The sequence below is a fragment of the Coprococcus sp. BIOML-A2 genome, from assembly GCF_009875795.1.
In the GTDB taxonomy this organism is placed as follows: domain Bacteria; phylum Bacillota; class Clostridia; order Lachnospirales; family Lachnospiraceae; genus Coprococcus; species Coprococcus aceti.
In genome coordinates, this window is the sequence record NZ_WWSI01000004.1 from 17,835 (window position 1) to 43,582 (window position 25,748).

General features: G+C 43.3%; 23 protein-coding genes and 1 tRNA gene. 1 reads left to right on the forward strand and 23 read right to left on the reverse strand.

Annotated features, from left to right (window positions below):
• Window positions 1–4 precede the first annotated feature (4 nt).
• The 20 genes from smc to GT575_RS09805 all read right to left on the reverse strand — a co-directional run bounded on the left by smc (window position 5) and on the right by GT575_RS09805 (window position 22,798).
• Entirely contained in the window at window positions 5–3,562 is a 3,558-nt protein-coding gene (gene smc / locus GT575_RS09710; protein ID WP_161171923.1) for a chromosome segregation protein SMC, read from the reverse strand.
• Between the two features lie 3 nt (window positions 3,563–3,565).
• Complete coding sequence (rnc, locus tag GT575_RS09715) at window positions 3,566–4,255, reverse strand: ribonuclease III (protein ID WP_022216448.1); 690 nt, start codon at window positions 4,253–4,255, stop codon at window positions 3,566–3,568.
• Window positions 4,255–5,265 (reverse strand): phosphate acyltransferase PlsX, encoded by a 1,011-nt coding sequence (gene plsX, locus GT575_RS09720; RefSeq protein ID WP_022216447.1) that lies wholly within the window; start codon window positions 5,263–5,265, stop codon window positions 4,255–4,257. Before plsX ends, rnc begins: the two co-directional genes overlap by 1 nt.
• Window positions 5,266–5,494: 229 nt before the next feature.
• Window positions 5,495–5,677 (reverse strand): 50S ribosomal protein L32, encoded by a 183-nt coding sequence (rpmF, locus tag GT575_RS09725; RefSeq protein WP_004850916.1) that lies wholly within the window; start codon window positions 5,675–5,677, stop codon window positions 5,495–5,497.
• 13 nt (window positions 5,678–5,690) lie between these two features.
• A complete protein-coding gene (locus GT575_RS09730; protein ID WP_015534953.1) occupies window positions 5,691–6,206 on the reverse strand; it encodes a YceD family protein in 516 nt (171 codons plus the stop codon).
• Between the two features lie 118 nt (window positions 6,207–6,324).
• Window positions 6,325–7,518 carry an acetate/propionate family kinase gene (locus GT575_RS09735; protein ID WP_161171924.1) on the reverse strand — a complete coding sequence of 398 codons (1,194 nt, stop codon included), beginning with the start codon at window positions 7,516–7,518 and terminating at the stop codon, window positions 6,325–6,327.
• Window positions 7,519–7,575: 57 nt separating this feature from the next.
• Window positions 7,576–8,607 carry a phosphate acetyltransferase gene (gene pta, locus GT575_RS09740; RefSeq protein ID WP_015534954.1) on the reverse strand — a complete coding sequence of 344 codons (1,032 nt, stop codon included), beginning with the start codon at window positions 8,605–8,607 and terminating at the stop codon, window positions 7,576–7,578.
• Window positions 8,608–8,739: 132 nt separating this feature from the next.
• Window positions 8,740–9,348: a dephospho-CoA kinase gene (gene coaE / locus GT575_RS09745; protein ID WP_242992605.1), complete on the reverse strand. Its 609-nt coding sequence runs from the start codon at window positions 9,346–9,348 to the stop codon at window positions 8,740–8,742.
• Window positions 9,335–11,980 (reverse strand): DNA polymerase I, encoded by a 2,646-nt coding sequence (polA, locus tag GT575_RS09750; protein ID WP_161171925.1) that lies wholly within the window; start codon window positions 11,978–11,980, stop codon window positions 9,335–9,337. Before polA ends, coaE begins: the two co-directional genes overlap by 14 nt.
• A 42-nt stretch (window positions 11,981–12,022) precedes the next feature.
• On the reverse strand, window positions 12,023–12,562 hold the full coding sequence (locus tag GT575_RS09755; RefSeq protein ID WP_022216444.1) for an anti-sigma factor family protein: 540 nt from the start codon (window positions 12,560–12,562) through the stop codon (window positions 12,023–12,025).
• Between the two features lie 9 nt (window positions 12,563–12,571).
• Window positions 12,572–13,069: a transcription elongation factor GreA gene (greA, locus tag GT575_RS09760; protein ID WP_015534956.1), complete on the reverse strand. Its 498-nt coding sequence runs from the start codon at window positions 13,067–13,069 to the stop codon at window positions 12,572–12,574.
• 203 nt (window positions 13,070–13,272) lie between these two features.
• Entirely contained in the window at window positions 13,273–14,298 is a 1,026-nt protein-coding gene (gene ilvC / locus GT575_RS09765; RefSeq protein ID WP_015534957.1) for a ketol-acid reductoisomerase, read from the reverse strand.
• A gap of 70 nt (window positions 14,299–14,368) precedes the next feature.
• Complete coding sequence (gene ilvN / locus GT575_RS09770) at window positions 14,369–14,845, reverse strand: acetolactate synthase small subunit (RefSeq protein ID WP_015534958.1); 477 nt, start codon at window positions 14,843–14,845, stop codon at window positions 14,369–14,371.
• A 186-nt stretch (window positions 14,846–15,031) separates the two neighbouring features.
• Window positions 15,032–17,458 carry a homocysteine S-methyltransferase family protein gene (locus GT575_RS09775; RefSeq protein WP_161171926.1) on the reverse strand — a complete coding sequence of 809 codons (2,427 nt, stop codon included), beginning with the start codon at window positions 17,456–17,458 and terminating at the stop codon, window positions 15,032–15,034.
• 17 nt (window positions 17,459–17,475) lie between these two features.
• A complete protein-coding gene (gene rnhA, locus GT575_RS09780) occupies window positions 17,476–17,958 on the reverse strand; it encodes a ribonuclease HI (RefSeq protein WP_022216442.1) in 483 nt (160 codons plus the stop codon).
• Window positions 17,959–17,973: 15 nt separating this feature from the next.
• Window positions 17,974–18,789: a purine-nucleoside phosphorylase gene (locus GT575_RS09785; protein ID WP_242849647.1), complete on the reverse strand. Its 816-nt coding sequence runs from the start codon at window positions 18,787–18,789 to the stop codon at window positions 17,974–17,976.
• Between the two features lie 68 nt (window positions 18,790–18,857).
• Window positions 18,858–18,945: transfer RNA gene (locus GT575_RS09790), tRNA-Ser, on the reverse strand.
• A 9-nt stretch (window positions 18,946–18,954) separates the two neighbouring features.
• Window positions 18,955–20,559, reverse strand: a complete 1,605-nt coding sequence (locus tag GT575_RS09795) for a L,D-transpeptidase family protein (protein WP_161171927.1) — start codon at window positions 20,557–20,559, stop codon at window positions 18,955–18,957.
• Between the two features lie 126 nt (window positions 20,560–20,685).
• The gene (locus GT575_RS09800; RefSeq protein ID WP_243147873.1) at window positions 20,686–21,540 is read right to left on the reverse strand and encodes a metallophosphoesterase; all 855 of its coding nucleotides are present in this window, start codon (window positions 21,538–21,540) and stop codon (window positions 20,686–20,688) included.
• A 10-nt stretch (window positions 21,541–21,550) separates the two neighbouring features.
• The gene (locus GT575_RS09805; RefSeq protein ID WP_161171928.1) at window positions 21,551–22,798 is read right to left on the reverse strand and encodes a D-alanyl-D-alanine carboxypeptidase family protein; all 1,248 of its coding nucleotides are present in this window, start codon (window positions 22,796–22,798) and stop codon (window positions 21,551–21,553) included.
• A 149-nt stretch (window positions 22,799–22,947) separates the two neighbouring features.
• Between GT575_RS09805 and GT575_RS09810 the strand changes: the two genes are divergently transcribed.
• Complete coding sequence (locus tag GT575_RS09810) at window positions 22,948–23,976, forward strand: 3-deoxy-7-phosphoheptulonate synthase (RefSeq protein WP_022216437.1); 1,029 nt, start codon at window positions 22,948–22,950, stop codon at window positions 23,974–23,976.
• A gap of 109 nt (window positions 23,977–24,085) precedes the next feature.
• Here the strand turns inward: GT575_RS09810 and GT575_RS09815 are convergent, their stop codons facing one another.
• The 3 genes from GT575_RS09815 to dtd all read right to left on the reverse strand — a co-directional run bounded on the left by GT575_RS09815 (window position 24,086) and on the right by dtd (window position 25,706).
• The gene (locus tag GT575_RS09815; RefSeq protein ID WP_015534963.1) at window positions 24,086–24,415 is read right to left on the reverse strand and encodes an SCP-2 sterol transfer family; all 330 of its coding nucleotides are present in this window, start codon (window positions 24,413–24,415) and stop codon (window positions 24,086–24,088) included.
• Between the two features lie 15 nt (window positions 24,416–24,430).
• Window positions 24,431–25,093, reverse strand: coding sequence for a DivIVA domain-containing protein (locus GT575_RS09820; RefSeq protein WP_055144408.1), 663 nt, complete (start codon window positions 25,091–25,093; stop codon window positions 24,431–24,433).
• Window positions 25,094–25,259: 166 nt separating this feature from the next.
• On the reverse strand, window positions 25,260–25,706 hold the full coding sequence (dtd, locus tag GT575_RS09825; protein ID WP_022216435.1) for a D-aminoacyl-tRNA deacylase: 447 nt from the start codon (window positions 25,704–25,706) through the stop codon (window positions 25,260–25,262).
• Between the last annotated feature and the right edge of the window lie 42 nt (window positions 25,707–25,748).

Genomic DNA, 25,748 nt, shown 5'->3' on the forward strand with positions numbered 1-25,748 from the left:
ATTGTTATTTATCCAGATCGTTCTCAATAAGGTTGACTGATACGAGGGTAGATACACCCTTCTCCTGCATGGTTATACCGTACAGGATATCAGCAGCCTCCATGGTTCCTTTTCTGTGTGATATAACTATGAACTGCGTATCCTTTGTAAGCCTGTTGAGATACTGTGCAAATCTTCTTACATTCGAGTCGTCAAGAGCCGCCTCTATCTCGTCCAGCAGACAGAAAGGTGATGGCTTCAGACTCTGAATTGCAAATAACAGTGCTATGGCGGTGAGGGACTTCTCTCCACCTGACAACTGCATCATATTCTGGAGCTTCTTTCCAGGTGGCTGTGCTATGATCCTGATACCTGTTTCAAGAAGATCCTCGGTATCAACCAGCTCAAGTGCACCACGTCCACCACCGAACAGCTCCTTGAATACCTTGTCGAACATGACCTGTATCTCCTTGAACTTCTCGGCAAACTGCTCCTGCATTGATTTTTCAAGCTCCGCAATGATATTTACAAGGTTGGTCTCCGCACTGACTATATCGTCATGCTGTCCCTTGAGAAATTCGTATCTCTCAGAGACTTCCTTGTAGTCATCTATGGCATTGACGTTGACATCTCCAAGGGATTTGATCTTGGCCTTTACTGCAACGATCTCCTTCTTTAGTGCCGGCAGTTCAGGAAGATTATCGTCCTTGAGTTCCTGGGCACTGCTGTATGTAAGCTCATACTCCTCCCACATATAGTTGCTGAGTTCGTCTGCTTTCTCAGTGTTCTTCTCGATTATCGATGTGAGCTTGTATGAGTCCTTCTCGAGTCCTGCAATCTTTTCGGAAAGTTCTTCTCGTCTGGCAAAGAATTCCTTGTGGCTCTGCTGTAATTCCTCTCTCTTGACTGAGAATTCGTTTACCTTGTCCTCGTTGTCAGCGATACTTCCGGTTCTGCTTGCGATATCTGTCTTTATAGCAGCTATCCTGTCTTCCAGCTCTGTGATCTCACTGAATGATGACTCCACGCGGCTTGTAAAGCCCTCAAGTTCTTCCTTGTATTTTTCGATATCCATATTTATTCTTCGGATATTTTCTACAATGAAGTCCTCTTTCTGCTTGACGGAATTAAACTTAATCATAAGCTCAGATACCCTTGCGTTTGCAGCGGTGAGCTTATCCTTGTTCTCCTGTCCCTGTCCCTCAAGTTCTTCCACTCTTGCCTCCGCTTCAAGCCTCATGGCTTCATGCTTTTTGTTGTTGTCGGCAAGAGAATTCTTATTGTTGTTTATCTCCGTTATCTGATTATTGAGCTCTGCTACCTCTTTCTCAATCGAGACAAATACTCTTTCAGATTCGGCAAGTTTTTCTTTGACCTGGTCAATACTCATGGTCAGAGTATTCTTTTTCAGATATGCCTGCTGCAGTTCGGAGTTGTATTTGTCTATATCCTGTCTGAGCTGATCTCTTGAAGTCTTAAGTTGTGCATCGAGAGCCGCAGCCTTTGACGCTGTTGATTTCAGGTTATCGATCTGCTCCTTGAGTTCATCCAGCTCCCTCTTCCTTCCGAGAAGGTTACTGGAATTCCTGAATGCACCTCCGGTCATTGATCCGCCCGGATTTATCAGTTCTCCCTCTATGGTGACAAGTCTGAGCGACTGATTGTTCTTACGCGCTACTGCCAGGGCATTATCGATATTGTCGACAACTATGATCCTGCCTAAAAGGTTCTTTACCAGCGTGTTGAATTTGGAATCGACCTCAACAAGATCTGATGCAACTCCTATGACTCCTTTTTCCCTGAGCACATCATTTCTGACGGAACCGCGGTCTGTTATGGTGTTAAGCGGAAGAAATGTTGCACGTCCGAGTCTGTTGGTCTTCAGATATGAGATCATTCTCTTGGCAGTGGCATCGTCCTCAGTGACAATGTTCTGTATACTTCCGCCAAGGGCAGTCTCCACAGCGACCTCGTACTTCTGATTTACCGTGATTATGTCCGCAACAACGCCTATTATGCCCGGATTCCACTGCTTCTGTTCCATGACTCGTCTGATACTGTTGCCGTATCCGTCGTATCTCTCAGTTATATTTCTGAGAGCCTCCATCTTGGACTCTGTGGCCGAAAGCATCTCGTTGGTGTTGTGGATCAGCTCACGGTTAGTTTTGTTTCTATTCTGATTCTGGGCAAGCTGATCGGTTGCACTGTCCAATCCCGCGAGAATGACCTTTACTCCCGCCTCAAGTTCGGCAAGCTGTGATGACAGTGACTCATATTCCTTCTTGTCCCCGGCATCGTCGCTCTTAAACTGCAGAAGTCTCTGGTTGAGCTGTGTCTTTCTAAAGTTGATATTCTCCAGCATGGCGTCATATCTTCCGACCTTTGCCTGGAGATTACCGCTCTCATGCATATATTCTATGATGTCAGCCTTGCAGCTCTCAATCTCCTGCTGGCAGGCCTCTATGTAGGAGGTCATGTCGGAGCTTTCCTTCTGGGCTGTTTTAAGTGCCTGTTCAACTTCTGAGATAGAGTCATCCAGTTCATCTTTCTGGGATGTGTAATCTGCGAGTTCTTCCTCGCCGGACTCGATCTGGCTGTTGATTCGGTCTATCTGATCATGTATGTTCTGATCGTTCATTTTGAGTGTGATTATCTGCTGGTTGATAACATTTATCTCACCTTCAGCACGCTCTTTTGCAAGCCTGTTCTCATGAATCTCGTTTTTAGATGACTCAATTATGGAATTGAGCTGCTCTATAGCAGTCTCTATCTGGTCGTATTCTTCCTTTGTCTGTTCATACGCCTGCTTGCTCTCATCTATATCATCGTTTACGATAGTGAGCCTGTTCTGATCTTCCTCGAGAGCTGTTTTAAGTTTCTCTGTCTCGAGAAGGAATGCATTCACATCGAGTTTTTTTAATTCATTTTTAAATGCCAGGTATTTCCTTGCGGTCTCAGACTGCTCCTTGAGTGGTCCGACCTGTTTTTCAAGCTCCTTGAGAATGTCGTTGACACGGCTGAGATTGTCCCTCTCTGCTTCAAGTGATTTCTCCGCAGCAGCCTTGTTCTTCTTGAACTTTACGATTCCGGCAGCCTCGTCAAAAAGCTCTCGTCTCTCCTCAGGTTTACCATTGAGGATCTTCTCGATCTGGCCCTGTCCGATGATTGAATAACCCTCCTTACCGATACCGGTGTCAAAGAAGAGAGAATATACATCCTTCAGTCTGCTGACAGTACCGTTAATCAGATATTCAGACTCTCCTGATCTGTATACTCGTCTTGCAACTGTGACTTCATTATAATCTATAGGAAGGCTGTGATCGCTGTTGTCAAGAGTTATGGCAACATATGCGGAGCCCTGCGGCTTTCTGAGCTGTGTTCCCGAGAAAATGACATCCTCCATCTTGGAACCACGGAGACTCTTGGCACTCTGTTCACCCAGAACCCATCTCACTGCATCCGCTACATTGCTCTTACCCGAACCATTAGGTCCAACGATACAGGTTATTCCGTGATTGAATTTGAATACTATCTTGTTTGCAAATGACTTGAAGCCATTTACCTCTATACTCTTTAAATACATAAATTAATCCTGCTTTTTTCTTAATTGTAACAATGTTTTGTATGCAGCCATCTGTTCGGAGTTTTTTCTGTTTGAACCCTCACCTCTGGCTGTAGCCTGGCCATCTATCATGGCATCCGATACAAATATCTTGTTATGTTCAGGCCCCTTCTCCTCTATGAGCTCATACTTTAATTCTTTTCCATTCTTCTGGCAGAATTCCTGAAGGGTTGACTTTGCATCGTAGAACAATGATTTTGTCTCAACGTCATCCAGCAGGAACTGATGGACAAACTTCTTGGCGACATCCATTCCGCCATCAAGATACATCGCACCGAGAACGGATTCAAAGAGATCACACAGAATGGATTTCCTTGTCCTTCCGCCTGTCTGGGCTTCACCCTTGCTAAGAAGGACAAATTTGCCATATCCAAGACTCTCGGATATCTGTGAAAGAGTAAATTCGCATACAAGACTTGCCCTCAGCTTTGTGAGTTTTCCCTCCTCATATTCTCTCTTCTTGCGGAAGAGATAGTCACTCACAATATACTCAAGGATGGCATCCCCGAGAAACTCAAGTCTCTCATATGACTCAGTTTTATTAACCTTAAGCTCATTTGCAAATGACGTGTGTGTCAGAGCCGTTATCAGAAGTCTTATATCCTTGAATTCGTATCCTATTCTTTTTTCAAGCTCACCATAATCCTTCTTCATTATGCCTGCTCCTCACTCAGCTTTTCAGCAATCTTGGCGTTTACTCCGGTCTCACTGAAGTTGATGCACTGGAATATTGCACTCTTAACTTCTTCGTTGTGTGAGTTGCCGTGGATCTTTACCACGAGTCCCTTAAGTCCAAGAAGAGGTGCTCCACCCTTTGTCTTGGCGTTGAATCTCTCCTTGAGCTCTCCGAGGGAATCCTTTATAAGTGCACCGCCGATCTTTGACTTGAATGAAGACATGACCGCTTTCTTGATCTCTCCAAGCAGCATTTTTGCAAGTCCCTCGTACAGCTTGAGGATAACATTTCCCACAAATGCTTCACATACGATGACATCTGCAGCACCATTTGGAATCTCACGAGCTTCTATACTTCCAACAAAATTGATGTCCTTACATTCCTTGAGCAGTGGGTATGTCTCCTTTACGAGGGCGTTACCCTTCTCCTCCTCGTCACCAATATTGACGATGGCTACTCTTGGCTTCTCGATCTTCTCGATGTTCTCCATATATATGGAACCCATCTTTGCAAACTGAAGCAGATGCTCAGGTCTCGCATCGACATTAGCACCGCAGTCAATAAGAAGCGAATATCCCTTGGTCGTAGGGATGAGTGGTGCCAGAGGCGATCTCTTCACACCTTTGGATCTTCCGACGATAAGCTGTCCTCCTGCAAGAATGGCTCCTGAGCTTCCGGCTGAGATTATTGCGTCAGCCTCTCCACTTTTTACCATATTCATTCCAACTGTAAGTGATGAGTCTTTCTTGCTTCTGATTGCCTGAACAGGTGCATCGTGACATGTGATCTCCTCAGTACAGTTCTTTATCTCTATCTTGGAGGTGTCATATGTGTATTTTGCAAGCTCACCCTTTATGACAGCCTCTTTTCCAGTGAGAATTATATGAGCCTTTGCCCCTTCGTTCACAGCTTCTACAGCACCTCTTATGATCCACTCCGGTGCATAATCTCCGCCCATAGCATCTACTACAATTCTTGTATCGCCCATATCAAAACTCTCCTATCTTACGTGTATTATGGGATATCCCACCATATAATTATTTTTAGGTGCAAACGCACAAGGTCATTATATATTTCTGAATTGTCAAAGTCAAATATTTCAGTACAAATATACAAACCGCCATGTATATATGTGCACGAAAAAAGACCTTCCTTATTATAAAAATAAGAAAGGTCTTGTTTATTCTACTACTCAAATACCGAGTGAGAACTGGAAATTACTCAGCAACTGAGATAATCTCTTTCTTGTTGTATGAACCGCAGTTCTTACAAACTCTGTGTGGAACCATTAACTCGCCACACTTGCTGCACTTAACTAATGCTGGTGCAGACATCTTCCAGTTAGCTCTTCTCTTATCTCTTCTAGCCTTTGAGCTCTTATTCTTTGGACAAATTGACATTATTCACACCTCCTCAATTCTTTAAGATGTCATTAAAAACTGATAATCTCGGATCAGGAACAAAATCATCACAGTTACATGTACCATGATTCAGATTCGTTCCACACACCTTACAGAGTCCCTTGCAGTCATCCCTGCACAGAATCTGTATTGGAACTAAACCCATCAGTTCCTTTTTCAACAGTGCGTCCATATCGATATTACAGTCTTCAAAATAGCTTAACTCATCTATCTCATCTACCTTATCAGAATCCAAAACGGAAGTATCAATAACTGTGTCGATATCTATATGGAAAGTTCTTTCAAACTCCTCCAGACATCTGTCACACACAAGCTCCATGACAACATCAGTGCTTCCGGTAACCTTGACTCTGTTCTTGCCGTCATTCGACAGATTCAGTTGAAAATCATCTGCCTGTCCAATCCGGTAGTCCATTCCCTTAAACTGGAAACTATCAAAGTCTACATGTACTTCAACGCTTTTAGTCAATCCCTCAGTGGATAAAATCTCAGATAAATCAATTAACATAATATCTCCTAAAAATCGCACATCTGCTATTATACATATACAGATATTTATTGTCAACAAAATATTGCAAAATTTTTATACAATTCCGTCAACTGAATCCTGTCGTTATACAGAAGACTTATTTTGTAACAAGCTCTACAGTCTCTCTTGCAATGGCAAGCTCTTCGTTTGTAGGAACTACCCATACCTGAACCTTTGAAGCGTCAGTGGATATCTTCTGCTCTTCGCCGCGGATCTCGTTCTTAGTCTCATCTATATCGATACCCATAAATGAAAGATCCATTGTTGATACTCTTCTTACATATGGATTGTTCTCTCCGATTCCTGCCGTAAACGCTATCGCATCAAGGCCTCCCATTGCGGCTGCATATGCTCCAATATATTTCTTGACACTGTAGCAGAATACATCGAGAGCAAGACGGCATCTGTCATTGCCATCCTTCATGCCGGCGTCAAGATCTCTGAAATCACTTGATACGCCTGAAAGTCCTGATACACCTGACTTCTTATTAAGAATAGTTGTTATCTCCTCAACGCTCTTGCCCTCTTTGCCGGCAATGAACTCAAGAATCGCAGGATCTATATCACCGCTTCTTGTGCCCATAGGAAGACCTGCAAGAGGTGTGAGTCCCATGGAAGTGTCCACTGACTTACCGCCGTCAACTGCTGTGATACTTGATCCGTTTCCAAGGTGGCATACGATAAGCTTGGTATCTTTGATATCCCTGCCTATAAGCTCTGCCAGTCTCTTGGATACAAAGCTGTGGCTTGTTCCGTGGAAACCGTATCTTCTTATCTTATAATTCTCGTAATATTCGTAAGGTATTGCATATGTATATGCTTTATCAGGCATGGTCTGGTGGAATGCTGTATCAAATACCGCAACCATAGGAACACCCGGCATATGTGCCTGACATGCTCTGATTCCAATGAGGTTGGCAGGGTTGTGAAGTGGTGCAAGATCATTACACTCTTCTATGGCCGCCATTACTTCGTCTGTTATAACTACTGAATTCGCAAACTTCTCACCGCCGTGAACTATTCTGTGTCCAACAGCGTCGATCTCTGACAGTGAAGCGATAGCTCCCTTATCTGTATCAAGAAGAGCGTCAAGAACAAATTTTACAGCAGCATTGTGATCCGGCATAGCGGCATCCACTGTATACTTATCCTTACCCATGGTCTGATGTGTGAGCTTTCCGTCGATACCGATCCTCTCACACAGTCCTTTTGCTATAACAGCCTCTGTATCAGAATCAATAAGCTGATACTTCAGTGATGAACTACCACAATTAATTACAAGAACCTTCATTTCAATCCTCCTGCACAACTTATGTGTAAATAAATCATCTTTAAAAATTATCTTTTACTATCTCTCTTTTGGAGTTACCTTCATTCTGCCGTCCTCCTGAGCCTGAGCCTGGATAGCTGTTATGGCAACAACTCCAACTATATCGTCTGCAACACAGCCTCTTGACAGGTCGTTTACAGGCTTTGCAATACCCTGTGTAACAGGACCATATGCATCAGCTTTTGCGAGTCTCTGTACAAGCTTGTATCCGATGTTCGCTGCATCAAGATCAGGGAACACAAGAACATTCGCTTGTCCTGCAACCTTGCTTCCAGGTGCCTTTGATGCTGCAACCTCAGGAACGAGTGCTGCATCTGACTGAAGCTCACCATCACACAGAAGGTCAGGGAACTCAGCGTTAACGATCTCTGTAGCTTCAATAACCTTGTCAACGTCAGGATGCTTTGCGCTTCCCTTTGTTGAATGTGACAGCATAGCCACAACAGGTGTCTCATCAACCAGAAGTTCAAATGACTTCGCTGACTGCTCTGCGATATCTGCAAGCTCTGACGCTGACGGGCTCTGATTGAGTCCTGCATCTGCAAATACAAATGTTCCGTTGGCACCATACTGACAATCTGGAACTACAACCAGGAAGAATGCTGATACGATTCTTGTTCCCGGAGCAGTCTTCAGTGTCTGAAGTGCTGCACGGAGCACATCTGCTGATGCATTGATCGCACCGGCAACCATACCGTCTGCATCATCCTGCTTAACCATCATACATCCAAAATATAATGGGTTTGTTAAAAGCAGTTCCTTGGCTCTTGCCTCGGTCATGCCCTTCTTTCTTCTCATCTCTACAAAAGCATCCACGTATTCATCAAATTTCTCATAATTCTTAGGGTCAACAAATGATGCTCCGCTGAGATCGATATCACCAGCTCTGCTCATGATATCTTCCTTGTCTCCAACCAGGATAATGTTCGCAATGCCCTCTGCCAATACCTTGCCGGCTGCCTCGATTGTTCTCATGTCTGATGTCTCAGGCAGTACGATCGTTTTCTTATTCTGTTTGGCTTTTTCTTTTAACTGATCAATAAACTTCATGTTTATTTCCCCCTTTGAAATAATGAAAACACACATAGTTAAAGTTTAACTCATTGCCCCATTATTCTCAATAGAAATAGCCAAAAAAATTGTCTTTTTATCCGTACAATCCGTGATAATAACTAAAAAAATCTAACACTCAATTCCCATCGCCAGCTTAAGCTGGTTTCTCAATTTTTCTAAATTGCCTGAATTGTCTATCTTTTTTGAGCAATTTTCCTCATAATAGCTGTCAGGCTCCTGCGAAGCGATGACTTTTCTTGCCTTTTCATCGGTAAATCCGCGATAAGCACACAAACGTTCAATTCGTTTTGAAACGTCTGCATAGACATACCACATCTCATCGCAGATGTCCAAATACCCATCCTGGATAAGCAGTGCAGCTTCAAGAACGTATAGTCTGCATCCGGACTTTTTCTGCTCCTCCATGGATTCAAGAATGGCCTTTTTTACATTTGGGTGGGTTATGGAATTGAGGATATCGAGCTGCTTCTGATCGCTGAAAACGACCGCTGAAAGCTTTGCTCTGTCGATTCTGCTGTCTTCATCAAGAATATCTCTTCCAAAGTGTTCCACTATGTCATTGTATGATATCTGTCCCGGTTCCATGAGTCTGTGAGCCAGAGCGTCGGCCTCCATAATGAATGCTCCGTAGTCTCGCTGCATTATATCAAGCACAGCAGTTTTTCCAGAACCGATACCACCAGTTATTCCTATGATCTTCATATTATTTTGCCTCATACCAGTTATTTCCTGATGCAACGCCCACCTCAAGAGGTACGGTCATATCTGCGGCATGCATCATCTCATCAACGAGAAGCTTCTTCACTATGTCCACTTCATCCTCGGCAGCCTCTATAAGAAGCTCATCGTGTATCTGCAGGATAAGCTGTGACTTCAGTCCGAGCTCCTTGAGCTTCATGTTAACTCTCACCATGGCGATCTTGATTATGTCCGCAGCGGTTCCCTGTATAGGCGAATTCATGGCAACCCTCTCGCCAAAACTCCTCTGCATAAAGTTGGATGACTTCAGCTCAGGGATAGGCCTGATCCTTCCGAACATGGTCGTCACATAGCCTTTTTCCTTTGCGTGGGCTACCTGTTCATCCAAATACGCTTTTATACTCTTATAGGTGTCGTAATACTTTGCAATGAAATCTGAAGCCTCTTTTCTGGATATACCCAGATCCTCACTCAGACCAAATGCGCTGATTCCGTACACGATTCCGAAGTTGACTGCCTTGGCATGCCGTCTCTGAAGAGATGTAACCTCATCGATAGGAACCTCAAACACCTCAGATGCCGTAGTGGCATGAATATCCACGTTATTCAGAAAGGCATTCTTCATAACCTCATCTCCCGACAGATGGGCAAGTACACGAAGCTCTACCTGTGAGTAATCGGCATCTACAAATATATATCCCTCCTTAGGGATAAATGCCTTTCTGATAAGTCTTCCGAGTTCCAGCTTCATAGGTATATTCTGAAGGTTAGGCTCTGTTGAGCTTATTCTTCCGGTTGCCGTGATAGTCTGGTTAAAGGTTCCGTGAATACGTCCGTCATCCGATATATAGTTCACAAGTCCCACTGCGTATGTGGAATTGAGTTTTGTGAGCTGTCTGTATTCCAGAATATCTCCGATGATAGGATGTTCGTTTTTGACCTTTTCAAGTACATCCACACTTGTTGAGTAGCCCGTCTTGGTCTTTTTGCCGCCCGGTATGCCCATATCTTCAAAAAGGATAGGTCCAAGCTGCTTCGGAGAATTGATATTGAACTCTTTTCCTGCGTAACCGATTATCGAATCGTGAAGCTCCTGAATCCTCTTCTCAAGCTTTTTGCTGTATTCCTCAAGCTCTGCCTTATCGACTCTTATTCCGCGTTTTTCCATGTCGTATAAGGTGTAAACGGTAGGGAGCTCAACCTTATTGTACAATTCAAGCATGCCTTCTTTGGCAAGCTTATCCATGACGATATCCTTTGCAATGAGCGGAACGACCGCCTTGTACGAAAATACTTCAAGAAAATTATCACTTATAAATGTAAATATATTCAATTCATCTTTGCCGATGAGTTCCTTCTCAGAAGGAAGTATGTTGCCAAGATATTCCTTTGCGACATCATCGTAATCGTATGAATCCTCCATCGGATTGAGGAGATATGCTGCCACTCCTATATCAAGTACATTTGTGTCACATTCATGAAAATCTACATATTTCAGCGCGCTCTTAAGATCCTCCATGCATATGATGATTCCGGCATTCTTCAGATCGTATATGAATTTGACTGCCTCATCAGGATCTATACCCGATGAACAGTTTATCACGTACACATCCTTTGAATCACAGGCAACGGCTATGCCGAGCATCATGTCATCACTGTGGGCAACGTATACACCGACAGCTCCTGATTTCTTTGCAGCATCCTCGATATGAGCAAAGTCGGCTGTAGAATTTACCACTGTTATATCCGGTTTCAGTTCACTTACAGTCTGCTGGTTGTCAAACTTCTTTAAGAGACTCTTGAATTCCAGTCTTTTGAAAATGTTGTATGAATTGTCATTAAACGCATTCTCATATGTGGTATCCTCAAGCTTGAAATCCAGTTCACAGTCAAGCTTGATCGCTGCAAGCTCTCTGGACATTATTGCCTGTTCTGAGAACTCCGCAAGATTTTTCTGGGCTTTAGGAGGCTTGATCTCGTCTATATGTTCAAGAGCTCCTGCCACAGATCCCCACTGCTGAATGATCTTTGAGGCGGTCTTTTCACCTATTCCAGGAACCCCCGGGATGTTATCTGACGTATCACCCATAAGTCCCTTCATATCTATAAACTGGACTGGGGTAACTCCATAGAGATCCTTCACATCGTCTGCGTAATAGTTCTCTATCGTGGTTCCGCCTGCTTTTGTCTTCGGAATACGGACAAGGATATTGTCTGTTGCAAGCTGCAGAAGATCCCTGTCACCCGATACTATCACAACCTTGTATCCGGCAGAATCTGCAACTCTTGACAATGTGCCTATGATGTCATCAGCCTCATAACCACCTTTCTCAACTATGGTGACGTTCATCGCTGTCAAGACTTCTTTTATGAGTGGTACCTGCTCCCGCAGTTCATCCGGCATAGGCTTTCTTGTGCCCTTATACTCTTTGTACATAAGATGTCTGAATGTAGGCTGTTTAACGTCAAATGCCACACATACATTTGTCGGATTCTCTTCGTCGATTATCTTGAATATAATATTAAGAAAACCGAGGACAGCATTCGTGTGAAGTCCCTCATAGTTGGTGAGATCCGGAAGCCCGTAAAAAGCTCTGTTAAGTATGCTGTGTCCATCTATTATCAATATCTTTTTACCTGTATCTGGCATGAAAACCTCCTCTTATTTACCGCTCGCCATAGAGTATTCTGACTATTCGATACCCTTATGATTCGCATTATATTTTTTGATATTCTGCATAAATTCCGTACTTTCATCCCTGACTTTGTTTTGTTCTTCGTAATATCTGTCGATATCACTGAGATCATAGCGGGAATCGTCCAAAAGTCTTGAGCCAAAGAATTCAGCATAATAGTATTCAGGTTGCTCACTGAGTTTGGAATTCTGTTCATAGTTGTAGACCTTGTCAAGAGCACCGCTGTACAGCCATATAAGTCCGGCAACAACGGCTGCAATTCCGACCAGTATCGTGGAATTCGCTATTCTCTTTACCGTGGTAAGTCTGTTCATCTCTTCCTCAAGATGCTTATCCAGGGCATTCTTAAAATCTGTAGATATATTATCAGACTCGTCCAGTTGTTTCATACCAACTATAAGCGTGTAATAGATATCCAGCTCTTCATAGCAGTTTTTGCATGATCTGACATGCTTAATAAACTCTCTGAGTTCATCGTCAGGGAGTTTATTCTCAATAAACGCCATTATCTTTGACTGTGCTTCCAAACAATTCATACGATCCACCTAGTTAATCTCAAATGATCCATCATCCTGTGTGTTTTCAATCTTTCTTATGACCAGATAATATGGTTCACCCTTCTCTGGAACGACCTGGACTCTGTCGCCAACCTTGTGTCCCATGATCGCCCTGCCTATAGGTGATACGTTGCTCACCCTTCCGTCAAGCACATCAGCACGAACGCTTGTGACAACTCTGTATGTTTCCTCCTCGTCGTCATCCTCAAAATAAACGGTTACCGTGTTATCAATTCCAACCTCATCGTCTGCTGAAGTATCATCTATTATATCTGCAGTCCTGACAAGCCTGTCCAGATATCTGATTCTTCGCTCATTGGCATTCTTGTCTTTCTTTGCTGCATAATATTCGAAATTCTCACTGAGATCCCCCTGAGCTCTGGCCTCCTTTACGGCTTCAAGCTTCTCCTTCCTGACTACACATTTTCTATATTCGATCTCCTGTTCCATCTTTTCGATGTCTTTTTTTGTAAGCTGCTTACCCATATCGATACGCCTCCAAATCTAACGCAATACTTTATATATACTATCACAAAATCCATTCAAAGTAAAATGAGGTGTTGCTGCACTGGTTATCATAACGGCTGCCTGTATCCAGTGCGGATACGGTCCTCAAAAAAAATACCCGGCAACCACTGCATGCAGTAATTACCGGGTAAAGTGTATACGTTTAAATATATAACCAGAAATTAGTTGTTGATAAGCTTGTCTGACTCGTTGTTCCAGCTATAAAGTGCTCTGATCTGCTCTCCAACCTTCTCTGATGGATGCTCTGAAGCAAGCTTTCTCATAGCCTTGAAGTGAACCTGACGTCCTGCTGGTGACATGTCAAGGAGGAACTCCTTAGCAAATGAACCATCCTGGATGTCCTTAAGGATCTGCTTCATAGCCTTCTTTGTCTCTGCTGTAACGATCTTAGGACCTGTTATATAGTCACCGTACTCTGCTGTGTTAGAGATTGAATATCTCATTCCAGCGAATCCTGACTGGTAGATAAGGTCTACGATAAGCTTCATCTCATGGATACACTCGAAGTATGCGTTTCTTGGATCATAACCAGCCTCGCAAAGTGTCTCGAAACCAGCCTGCATAAGTGCACAAACACCACCACAAAGGACTGCCTGCTCACCGAAGAGGTCTGTCTCTGTCTCTGTTCTGAATGTTGTCTCAAGAACGCCGGCTCTTGCTCCACCGATTGCAAGTGCATATGCAAGTGCAAGGTCAAGTGCCTTACCTGTAGCATCCTGCTCTACAGCAACAAGACAAGGTGTACCCTTTCCTGCCTGGTACTCTGAACGTACTGTGTGTCCAGGTGCCTTTGGAGCGATCATTGTTACGTCAACATCCTTTGGTGGCTTGATACAACCGAAGTGAATGTTGAAACCATGAGCGAACATAAGCATGTTACCTGGCTCAAGGTTTGGCTCGATATCCTTCTTGTACATATCTGCCTGTAACTCATCGTTGATAAGAATCATAATTATATCAGCCTGCTTTGCAGCCTCAGCGGCTGTGTATACCTTAAATCCCTGTGCCTCAGCCTTAGCCCATGACTTGCTTCCCTCGTAAAGACCGATGATGACATTGCATCCTGACTCCTTAGCGTTGAGGGCATGTGCATGACCCTGACTACCATATCCTATGATTGCGATTGTCTTTCCATCAAGTAATGAAAGATTGCAATCCTGCTGATAATAAATCTTTGCTTCTGCCATTTCTTTAATCCTCCTAAATATGTATAAAATGACTTATATATTAACTACCACTTGGATAATTAAAAACGTGTTAACCTCTGATGAGACCTGTGAGACCTGTGCGTACAAGCTCAACTATCTCATGTCCATCGAGCAGTCTGAGGAACGCCTCACACTTGGTTGTTGTTCCCGTAAGTTCTATAATAACCGAATCTTTGGAAACGTCAACTATATTCGCTCTGAAAATATCTGCAACTGAGATAATATCCTTTCTCTCAGATGGATTTGCCTTGACCTTGACAAGTACAAGCTCTCTGCACACAGACTTGCCCGGCTCAAGTTCTACGATATCTACTACATCCTCAAGTTTGTTGAGCTGCTTTTTAATCTGGATGAGACTGGCTTCATCGCCACTAACCGCAACAGTCATTCTGGAATAAGCAGGATTCTCAGTCTCTCCTACTGTCACACTGTCAATGTTATAGCCTCTTCTACTGAACAGTCCTGACACTCTGCTCAAAACTCCTGATGTGTTGTCAACAAGCAGTGACAAAACAATATTACCCATCTATATGTACCACCTTTCAACTCGTCTCTTTAAAATGTACTAAATTATTATAGTTATAAACCACTTTAATGTCAATTTATAACGTGAATTTTGTAATTATTTTTATCTGTTATTTCTGATAATTTTTGTTGTGTATTTACAAATACCCCAAAACTTATAGTGAGATATCCGGATTTTTCCAAATATTTACTCTATGCCCAGAAGATTCTTGACTACAACCACGCAGTTTGCCGCATCCTCGGAATATCCATCCGCACCGATCTCCTCGGCGTAGCTCTCGGTTATAACTGCACCGCCTATAACAACTTTACTGTCCAGGCCATTCTCCTTCACAGCTTCAACAACATCCTTCATCTTGACCATGGTGGTTGTCATGAGGGCTGACAGTCCGATTATGCTGGCGTTATTATCCTTTGCCGCTTGTATTATCACATCACAAGGAACATCCTTGCCGAGATCTATAACATTAAATCCATAGTTTCTGAGCATAAGAACCACGAGGTTCTTACCTATATCATGTATATCGCCCTCAACTGTCGCCACGACTATGGTAGGCATATCAGAGCTGTCCTTGTCCTTCAGAACAAGTGGACTTATAACACCTATCGCCATCTCCATGGTCTCAGCACTTGATATGAGCTGTGGCAGGAAATATTTTTTCTTCTCGAAGAGTCGTCCAACCTCATTTATCGCACCTATCAGATCGTTATCTATGATGGACTGGGGATCAGCTCCGCTGTCAAGCACAGCGTGTACATCGTCAAGTATTGATCTCTTATTTCCCTTGAGAACATCTATGTATATCTGGCTTTTTCCCTCCAGATCAGATCCTGCTTTGCCGCCGGATGCACCCGCTCCCGGTGAGGCAAGCTCAAGAGGTTTGACATTCTCAATATAACGGACATCGCTCTCATCCTTGAAAAGCAGCATATCAGAAGCAAATGCAGCATTCATGAGCATGGTCTGGGAAGGATTTGCTATAGCCATCGTAAGTCCACGAGAGATAGCCATGGTGAGGAATGCTGTATTTACAAACATTCTCTCAGGAAGTCCAAATGAAATGTTGGACAGACCACAGATGGTTGCAAGTCCGTTGTTATAACAGTAGTTTATGGTTTTCAGGCAGTTGATGGCAGCGTCCTTCTGGGCACCGACCGTTGCAACAAGTCCGTCCACAACCACATCATTCTTCGTAAATCCCATCTCATACGCAGTGCCAAGCACCGTGTTGATTATGTCCTCCTTCTCCTGTGGACTCTCCGGAAGCCCCTTATCCGACAGAGGAAGAAGAATAAACATAGCTCCGTACTTCTTTACAAGAGGCAGTATCTCTTCCATCTTCACCTTCTCAAGGGATACTGAATTGACAAGCGCACGTCCCGGATAGATACGAAGTGCCGCCTCAAGTACCTCTGGTGAGCTGGAATCAAGGCATAACGGAAGGTTTACAGCCTGCGATACCTGATATACTACCTTAAGCATCATATCTCTCTCATCGATACCATTCATACCGACATTGATATCAAGTATTGAAGCGCCTTTATCTACCTGCTCTTCGGCCATATTCATGACAAGCTCAAGAGATCCCTCCCTGAGCTCAGCCTGAAGCTTCTTCTTTCCAGTCGGGTTGATTCTCTCTCCAACAACCTTAAACGGAGCATCCAGATCTATTATGAGAGATGAACGCTCAGATGATATACATCTGACATGCTCTGAACTTATCTCAGGAACAGGCATCTTGGAAGCCATATCAGCAAGAGCCTTTATGTGTTCAGGTCTCGTACCGCAACAGCCACCAACCATTCCGGCCCCGGCCTCGATTATCATCTTCATATCTTCAGCAAATTCCTCAGGGGTCATCCGATATACGCTTTTATCATTTACAAGCTCCGGCATTCCGGCGTTCGGCTTTGCAAATACAGGGATAAATGCGATGCTCTTCATCTGTCTAACAAGCTCGACCATCTTATCAGGGCCTGTGGAACAGTTTACACCTATAGCTGCCACTCCAAGATTCTGAAGAACATTTACTGCTGTCACAGGATCGGTTCCATACAGGGTACGTCCATCCTCGTTGAATGTAAGGCTGGCGATTATAGGGAGATCTGACACTTCATTTGCCGCAATAACCGCAGCTCTGGTCTCAGCGAGGCTCATCATGGTCTCGACCACAAGCAGGTCACAACCACTCTCGTCTATGACCTTTATCTGTTCCTTATACACGTCGACCAGCTCTTCAAACTTCAGTTTTCCCATAGGATAGAGCATCTCGCCGGTCATGGTGATATCGCCCGCCACGAGGCCATGGCCTGCAGCCTTGACCGCTTCCTTAGACAATTCTACAAGTCTTCTGTTCATGTCCTCAAGATCATCGGCAAGCCCATACTCGTTGAGTTTTATCCTGTTACATGTAAAGGTTGGAGCATACAGAATATCTGTGCCGGCGTTCAGATATGCAACCTGGAGGTCAAACATTATCTGTGGACGTTCAAGTATCCATTTCTCGGGGCACACGCCAAGAGGCATGCCTGCATTCATAAGATTTGTTCCTGTGGCTCCATCAAGTATAAGTATCTTATCATCAAACAGTTTTCTGAAATCTGCCTTTTTCATGTCTTATCTCCTCGTACTCAGGCCTGATCCAGACCTTCATCAGTTATTTTTCCATCGCCGTCTGCGGCTGCTGTTGCCAGCATGTCACATCTCTCATTTCCAGGGTTGCCGGCATGACCTTTGACCCACAGGAATTCCACGTTGTGTGGTGCTTTTGCTGCAAGCAGACGTTCCCACAGATCCCGGTTTTTGACCGGTTCATTCTTGCCGCGCTTCCAGCCTTTTTTGATCCAGCCCTCTATCCAGTGCTGGTTAAATGCGTTGCACAGATACTGTGAATCTGAATACAATTTCACATTACATGGCTTTATAAGAGCCTCAAGCCCGACTATCGCCGCCATAAGCTCCATTCTATTGTTTGTTGTCTTTATATATCCCTGGCTGTATTCTCTCTCATGAAGCTGTCCCTTTGCATCGATAAACTGAAGAACAGCACCATATCCACCAGGTCCATTTGGATTGCCTCTGGCAGATCCATCAGTGTACAATATTACATCCATATATGATCTCCATAATTATATTTTCTGTATAAATGAGTCTATGATACGAACAAGTCTTCCTGACGCTTCATCGCCCGCCGCAATGATCTCCTCGTGCGAAAGCTCTCCGCCGAGGCCTGCAGCTTTGTTGCATATTGAGGAAAGACCTGCGACACGCATTCCCATATGTCTTGCAGCTATGGCTTCACATACAGTGCTCATTCCAACTGCATCTGCCCCCATTCCCGCAAACATTCTTATCTCTGCAGGAGTCTCATACTGAGGACCGGTGACCTGAATATATACACCCGACCTGAAATCAATATCATTTTCAGCAAATGCTTCTCTGATATAGCTATTCAGCTCCACATCGTAGACATGTGTCATATCGGGAAATCTCACACCCAATTTATTATAGTAACTGCAAATGAGTGGCGATGGTACAAATGTTGAAATGTGATCACTTATCATCATGATATCGCCCGGCTCAAGCTTCTCAGATATTCCGCCTGCAGCATTTGTGAGCAGAAGCTTATCTACACCAAGCAGCCCTATTACACGGACAGGCATGACAACCTGGCTCATATCGTATCCTTCATAATAATGGACCCGTCCCTGCATGATAAGGACCTTTTTCCCGTGGATACATCCGTATACGAAGCGGCCTCTGTGTCCTGCTACTGTAGATACAGGAAAATGTGGAATATCTCCGTAATCCACATACACAGGGTTCTCAATAACGTCCGCCATATGTCCCAGACCACTGCCCAGGATAAAGGCTATATCAGGAACATCTCCTATCGCATGTCTCAAATACGAGGCAGCCTCCGTCAACTGATCGTATGTTACCAAATCATCACCCCCATAATACAAAACAAGGTCAGGATATTATTCCTGACCAGGATCTATATAAGTTATAACGGAGACGGAGGGATTTGAACCCTCGCGCCGGTTGCCCGACCTACCGCATTTCGAGTGCGGACCCTTCAACCTCTTGGGTACGTCTCCAATTACACTTTAATAATAGCAGATGACAGGCATTCCGTCATATACTATATTAAACAACTGTTCTGCCGCGGATACAGGAAGATTTACACATCCATGGGATCCGCTGTTCTTGTATATATCACCGCCGAATGAACTTCTCCACGATGCATCATGGAATCCGATTCCCAGCTCGCCTATGAATGGCATCCAGTATGTTACAGGAGTCTCATAGTCATCGCCGATAAGCACAGCAGGTGTCTTCTTATACAGGATCGTATATACACCTTCAGGTGTTCTGTATTTGCCATTGTTTGCAAGGCTTCCGGTTACGCAGTCGGAATCCCACACAAGATTGCCGTCTACATATGCATATACATGCTGCTGGCCAAAATCACATTCGATATATGAATCACCGATATCATCGCCGCCATCGTGATAAACTGCAGCGTAGCAGTCAAACGGCGGTGTATGTGTTGTGGACTCTCCGGCTTCAAGAAGCTTCATGAGCTCTTCTGTCTCACCGTCCACATCGATCATCCAGCCATACCAGGTATTCGCCAGAGTGATGACATCACCATTATGAGTTCTGAAATTCCTCGGCACACCGTATGTATCGTATCTGCTTGCGATATTCTCGACATACTCACGCACCTTGTCTTCTGAGAATTTCCATTTTCCTTTTACGTTGCTGATCCAGTCGCCATATTCCTTGCTGGTAAGCTTCCATGACACCTGATCTATCTCATATGTAATGGTCATCTCAAGGATCTTTGCAAGTTCCTTCTGCTCATTTACTATCTCTTCACTGTCGGCTGTGAGCTCAGGACTCTCGTATGCGTCACTTTCCGATACATCAAGCACGGATTCACCTTTAACAATCGCCTCATCTATTATACAGCATAATCTGTCAAAATCAAGATAATTTCCTTCAGATTCAGGAATAATTGTTGATTCTCCATCCTTGATCGTAACATAGGCATCTTCCGGTTTCTCCATCTTGGACTCGTCAAGACTGTCATAGCTCTTCAAAAGATTCTCGAGAGCATCCTTGTCATACGACGCTGAATAGTAAAGGTCATAATCTTTTCTCTTTAGCATGTAATAAGGCCAGAGGAAACCATTTTGTTCGCTTATGATCTTCTTGGCTGTTATATTCGGCTTTATATCAAGCGATATATCTTCTGGTTTTATGACATGTTCCTCACCGCCCCTGAGCTTGAGTGTGAGGGAATAATCCTGTATGTAACTCTCTATGTATGCATCGACATCATCAAGTGAGTAAAACGAATAGTCTATATCATTGATGTATGTCTTGTAGTTGTAATGGAACATGAACCATATCGATATAACTATATATGTACATACGACCACCGCTCCAAATATAGCCGCTGTGATCTTCAAAGCCCTGTGAGTCTTTTTTGCAGGCTTGTCATCCGGTTCGTCCGCTTCATCAGAAGCTTCATTATCTGGGAATATCGGTATCCCTGCTCCATCGGGAATGGCTGCATCCGATGCCGCAGTCTCCGGTTCGGTCTCTGTCCCCCCGAATATTGTCTCTTCAGCAACTATCTCTTCAGCGGCATCAGTGTTCACATTATCTTTATCTATATTGTTATCATCTGTGTTATTGTTCATAAAATCACGCTCTTCCCCTTCGCACATAATTCCATGCGAACTTACATCCAACATACATAATATTATATGCTATATTACTATAATTCAACACTTAATTATGTTTAAATATAAGAGGCTAACGCACTGTTATCTGGACAAATTGATGGTCACCAGATCCGGTTCGTTATTAACTCTGATTCGGATAGTGTGAAGTCCGAGTCCTGCACAGACTATCATATTATGTCCATCGCAGGAATATAACCCCTTATAGTACTTTGGAAACAGTCTGATCATAGGCGATATCACGCCTCCGAGAAATGGCAGGATCACAAGTCCACCATGTACATGGCCGGATACAGTAAGATCAGCGCCCCATCGGGAATATTCTTCAAAATAATCGGGATCATGTCCTATAAGTATATTGTAATCGGATCTGCTTATCGGTGGAAGTTCATTCAGCAGATACTCTTCATCCATATCGAGCTTTTTGAATCTTCTGTAATATTCCGTCTTCATGTCAAGTCCGTATATCGTGACATTGTATTCATCAAGATGAACACTTTCATTTATAAGCCAGGTGATGTTATCTTTTGTTCCTTCATATAACCTGTTCCACATATCACCATATTTTTCATATATGGATGCGCGCATCTCATGATTTCCTTTTCCCATATACACAGGAAAACGCTTGCCAAGTTCATTCAGGAAATGTATACCTATATCTACTGTAAGTCCCGGCTTTCCGACTATTATATCCCCCGCCACCAGTATGAAATCCGGATTGATCTTTTCTATACAGCTTATAAGCTTCTCGTTGTCCTTTCCAAATTCCGCACTGTGGAGATCTGATATCATGACTATCCGGGCTTTTTTTCTTATTCTCCTGTCATGCAGTTGATAATTTGAAAACGAGATTCTTCTGTTTTCGCGGTAACTCTCTATCAAAACATTAACAAGCGTTATAATGCATAGTACGATAACTACAACTAAAAAAATCTTCATGTATTTAACCTCAATATGTAAATTGTAACTTGAGCACTTTAACGAAAGCGTACTTCATACTCATGGAATCAACCTTCTCCGCCGCATATATCGGCACTGAACCGATGCACCTCTCGCCAATATAATAGCTCATCTTTCCAAGCTCTTCACCACTGTCAACCGGGGCAGTCAGCGGATCTCTCATCTCCAGTTTCTTCTTCACATCCTCCGCGTGTTCTCCCGCAAGCAGGATCCCGGTGAATTGTGAGTCGGTCTTAATTGTAACACAACTTTCGGTGCCATTGTCTATGGAAATCTCTTTTTCCTGAAGAATATTCAGATCTGTATATTTCTGGCACATCGAATATCCATAATCAAGCAGCCTGCAGGCGTCTTTGTTTCTGATATCCTTTGTATCAGCTCCCATGATGACAGCAATAAGCTGTATGCCGTCCTTCTCAGCAGTCGCCGACATGCAATATTTTGCGGTATTTGTGAAACCTGTCTTAAGGCCGGTTGCTCCTGTATACATATTCAAAAATTTATTTGTGTTGACGAGATCAAACCGACTCTCGCCCCTTCGTGTTTTATGTATGATCGAATCCATCCATATGCCTGAATAATCAAAGATGGCAGGATATTTTGTTATGAGTTCTCTGGACATTATAGAGATATCCCGTGCTGACATTTTATGTCCATCCACATCCAGGCCACACGCATTTTTGAAACTTGCATTTGTCATCCCCAGCTCAGCAGCCCTCTCATTCATCTTTTTCACAAACGCTTCTTCGCTTCCGGCAACCTTTTCCGCCATGGCAACAGCCGCATCGTTTCCGGATGCAATTATAATACACTTTATCATATCTTCAACAGTCTGTTCTTCTCCTGCCTCAAAGAAGCATTGCGATCCGCCCATGGACGCAGCATGTTCACTCACAGTTACAATATCATCAAGAGTCATTTGTCCGGCCTCTATCGCCTCAAAAGCCAGAAGAAGCGTCATAACCTTTGTAACCGAAGCCGGAGCCATGGCTTCATCACAGTTTTTTTCAAATAACACCTGACCTGTGGATGCCTCAACGAGTATACAGCTTGGAGATTCCACCTCCAGAACTTCTGTCTGGTCTGCCGCCTGAGTCTCTGTCTGTTCCTCTGCATATACCATAAGATTCGTACTCATTGTGTTTGCAAATATGATAAAGATGAGTACCGTTATAACAGATAATCTTCTGATATTTTTCTTCCTGCCCATCTTTTTTCTATCCGGAAAATGCAGCATACAACTCCTCTTTCAGTTTCTGTTTATATATTATATTATGCATTTATCCGGCAATATGACTTTTTATCCCACCAATATAGTATTATTTTCTTTATTTTGTAAAGTTTTTCTGATATAATCAATGGCTAGAAAAAAGGAGGACATGTTTCATGAGTATGAAATTAGTTAAACGAGTACCAACTGGCGATGAGATCAAGGAACTATACCCTCTTTCAAGCGAGTTGAAAGCCATCAAAGCCAGAAGAGATGAAGAAATCAGAAAAATTTTCGTAGGCGATGATGACCGATTTATATTTATTATCGGACCTTGTTCAGCAGATAATGAGGATGCTGTTTGCGATTATCAGAATCGTCTTGCAAAGGTTGCAGATGAAGTTAAGGATAAGATACTGGTCATTCCACGTATATATACTAACAAGCCAAGAACTACTGGTGATGGTTACAAAGGAATGCTCCATCAGCCTGATCCTACAAAGGCATCAGACATGCTCGAGGGCCTTTACGCCATCAGAAAAATGCATATAAGAGCTATCAGGGAGACAGGACTCACCGCTGCTGATGAGATGCTTTATTCAGAAAACTGGCAGTATGTAGATGATATCCTCTCTTACGTTGCCATAGGCGCACGTTCTGTTGAGGATCAGCAGCACAGACTTACCGCAAGTGGAATGGATGTTCCTGTAGGTATGAAGAATCCTACAAGTGGTGACTACAACGTTATGATGAATTCCTGTATAGCAGGACAGCATCACCACACATTCCTTTATTCTGGATGGGAGGCACATACAGACGGAAATCCTTTGACACATTGTATATTGAGAGGTGCACTGAATAAGCATGGACAGTCTATATCCAATTATCACTATGAGGATCTCAGGCTCCTTGCTGACACATACAAGAAGTTCAACCTCGTAAATCATGCATGTATAGTTGATGCCAACCACAATAATTCTGGCAAGAAATTTATTGAACAGCCAAGAATTGTCAAAGAGATAATCCACAGCAGGAATTACGATTCTGAGATCAAGAATCTTGTAAAGGGTGTTATGGTTGAGAGTTATATCGAAGACGGCAACCAGCCAGTAGATGGTGGATGCTATGGTAAGTCTATCACAGATCCTTGTCTTGGATGGGATAAGACAGAGAGACTTCTCAAAGAAGTTGCTGATCTTCTGTAAAAAATACATTTTAAGCCTGCGCGCTTATACAATTACACATGCTGTGCTTATACAACAAAAGAAAACCGGCGGATCTATCATGATACCACCGGTTTTCTTTATTTATCTGTCAGGCCGAAGCCTCGCAGAGTTTGACGAGTATGCATCTTCCCAAAGACACATCTCCCATCATCTTATATTTACTTGTAGTATACGCATACATCGGATCGACAACTCTTCTCAAAAGTCTTGAAAGAACTGGAACTGTAAATACATATTTAACCTTATACTCCCTGTCCGAATTCTCTGTTAATCTGGCAACATGATCCCTTATATCTATGTAGAACACCCCACTATCATTGCCGATAACATTGAACTGAAGACAACAATCATCAATATCCGCCAATTCCAAAGAACTGAGAACGCCGTCGATACACTCCACGCATTCTTTATACGTCATATAAACACCCAATCTTTATAAGAACTCGAAGTCTGCATCCTCATCGCCATCTCCGATAAGTACCTGATTACGCTTTACTCCTTCTTCTACTTCACCAACAATAAGTTCTTCCTCTTCTTCCTCCTGAGCAGCCTGAGCACTCTTACCTGTGAATGCTGCCGGCTTTGGCTCTGCCTCTGGAGCAGCCTTTGGTGTCATCTTGAGCTTCTGAGGTGCATCTCCGCCCTGCGACTTCATCTTAAGCTTTGTTATAGGATCCGCCTCAACTGCAGCTTCAACCTTATTTGCAGCCTCAGCAACCTTTGCACTTGATCCGCTCTTGAGTGTCTCCATCTCTTCCTTGAGCTTGGCAAGCTCAGCCTTTGCATTTGCGATAACCTCGTTAGCCTTCTTCTTAGCGTCGTTTATTATCTTGTTAGCCTCAGCATTTGCTGCGTTGGCTTCCTTCTTGGAACCAGGAGCAGCCTGCTCGAGCTGCTTCTCAAGCTCATAAATCTTTACGCTGTTCTCCATAAGGTTCTTCTTTGACACTTCGTTCTCTGACTCAAGAGCTGCATACTTTGTCTCAAGTTCTGCATAATCTTCTGCAACTGAGCGCAGGAAGCTGTTAACCTCATCCTTATTATATCCAAAAAGTCCTTTTTTAAAGGTTTTAGATTCAATCTGATCCTTTGTCATTGTATAGTTCTCCTTTTCAGTATTAGTTCTCTCTATAATATTATCCTTTGCATATAGAAACTCCACTTGTAATTATATTAACAAATATTCATTTTTTCAACAATATTGTTGGATTTTATAAAATTTTCCCAATATATTACAATTTTTTCGGCAAATCATGGATATATTACAATTCATTACTGTCAAGTAATATGGTAAATGGCCCATCATTGGACAGATCCACTTTCATATCTGCGCCAAATTCTCCATGTTCCACCACAGGAACAAACTCACGGCATCTTTCAATTATATACTCATACATCTCATTGGCCATATCAGGCGCTCCTGCACCAGTAAATGATGGTCTGTTGCCCTTCCGGCAGTCTGCGCACAAGGTAAACTGTGAAACGATCAGGAGTTGGCCGTTTACACTGTTTATGTCAAGATTTGTCTTGCCATTTTCGTCGGCAAATATCCTCATCTTCACAAGCTTGTTTATCATCTTGTCAGCAATCTCTTTGGTATCCGAATCGTATACTCCGACAAAAACCAGAAAACCTTTCTGTATGCTGCCGATCACTTTGCCATCCACCTCTACTGATGCGTGATTTACACGCTGTATAACAAATTTCATTTTACGGATCCTTTCATAATCTTTTTACAGACTATTTTTTCA

Bases quoted from the DNA above. Each gene is read 5' to 3' on its own strand.
- smc (WP_161171923.1), bottom strand. From the start codon at position 3,562: ATGTATTTAAAGAGTATAGAGGTAAATGGCTTCAAGTCATTTGCAAAC.
- GT575_RS09730 (WP_015534953.1), bottom strand. From the start codon at position 6,206: ATGTTAATTGATTTATCTGAGATTTTATCCACTGAGGGATTGACTAAA.
- coaE (WP_242992605.1), bottom strand. From the start codon at position 9,348: ATGAGGCAAAATAATATGAAGATCATAGGAATAACTGGTGGTATCGGT.
- GT575_RS09805 (WP_161171928.1), bottom strand. From the start codon at position 22,798: ATGCTGCATTTTCCGGATAGAAAAAAGATGGGCAGGAAGAAAAATATC.
- GT575_RS09795 (WP_161171927.1), bottom strand. From the start codon at position 20,559: ATGAACAATAACACAGATGATAACAATATAGATAAAGATAATGTGAAC.
- GT575_RS09775 (WP_161171926.1), bottom strand. From the start codon at position 17,458: ATGAAAAAGGCAGATTTCAGAAAACTGTTTGATGATAAGATACTTATA.
- polA (WP_161171925.1), bottom strand. From the start codon at position 11,980: ATGCCAGATACAGGTAAAAAGATATTGATAATAGATGGACACAGCATA.
- greA (WP_015534956.1), bottom strand. From the start codon at position 13,069: ATGGGTAAGCAGCTTACAAAAAAAGACATCGAAAAGATGGAACAGGAG.
- pta (WP_015534954.1), bottom strand. From the start codon at position 8,607: ATGAAGTTTATTGATCAGTTAAAAGAAAAAGCCAAACAGAATAAGAAA.
- rnhA (WP_022216442.1), bottom strand. From the start codon at position 17,958: ATGGATGTAATATTGTACACTGATGGATCTGCCAGAGGCAATCCAAAT.
- dtd (WP_022216435.1), bottom strand. From the start codon at position 25,706: ATGAAATTTGTTATACAGCGTGTAAATCACGCATCAGTAGAGGTGGAT.
- ilvN (WP_015534958.1), bottom strand. From the start codon at position 14,845: ATGGGTAATATTGTTTTGTCACTGCTTGTTGACAACACATCAGGAGTT.
- GT575_RS09800 (WP_243147873.1), bottom strand. From the start codon at position 21,540: ATGAAGATTTTTTTAGTTGTAGTTATCGTACTATGCATTATAACGCTT.
- ilvC (WP_015534957.1), bottom strand. From the start codon at position 14,298: ATGGCAGAAGCAAAGATTTATTATCAGCAGGATTGCAATCTTTCATTA.
- rpmF (WP_004850916.1), bottom strand. From the start codon at position 5,677: ATGTCAATTTGTCCAAAGAATAAGAGCTCAAAGGCTAGAAGAGATAAG.
- GT575_RS09820 (WP_055144408.1), bottom strand. From the start codon at position 25,093: ATGACAAAGGATCAGATTGAATCTAAAACCTTTAAAAAAGGACTTTTT.
- GT575_RS09810 (WP_022216437.1), top strand. From the start codon at position 22,948: ATGAGTATGAAATTAGTTAAACGAGTACCAACTGGCGATGAGATCAAG.
- GT575_RS09815 (WP_015534963.1), bottom strand. From the start codon at position 24,415: ATGACGTATAAAGAATGCGTGGAGTGTATCGACGGCGTTCTCAGTTCT.
- plsX (WP_022216447.1), bottom strand. From the start codon at position 5,265: ATGGGCGATACAAGAATTGTAGTAGATGCTATGGGCGGAGATTATGCA.
- rnc (WP_022216448.1), bottom strand. From the start codon at position 4,255: ATGAAGAAGGATTATGGTGAGCTTGAAAAAAGAATAGGATACGAATTC.
- GT575_RS09735 (WP_161171924.1), bottom strand. From the start codon at position 7,518: ATGAAGGTTCTTGTAATTAATTGTGGTAGTTCATCACTGAAGTATCAG.
- GT575_RS09755 (WP_022216444.1), bottom strand. From the start codon at position 12,562: ATGAATTGTTTGGAAGCACAGTCAAAGATAATGGCGTTTATTGAGAAT.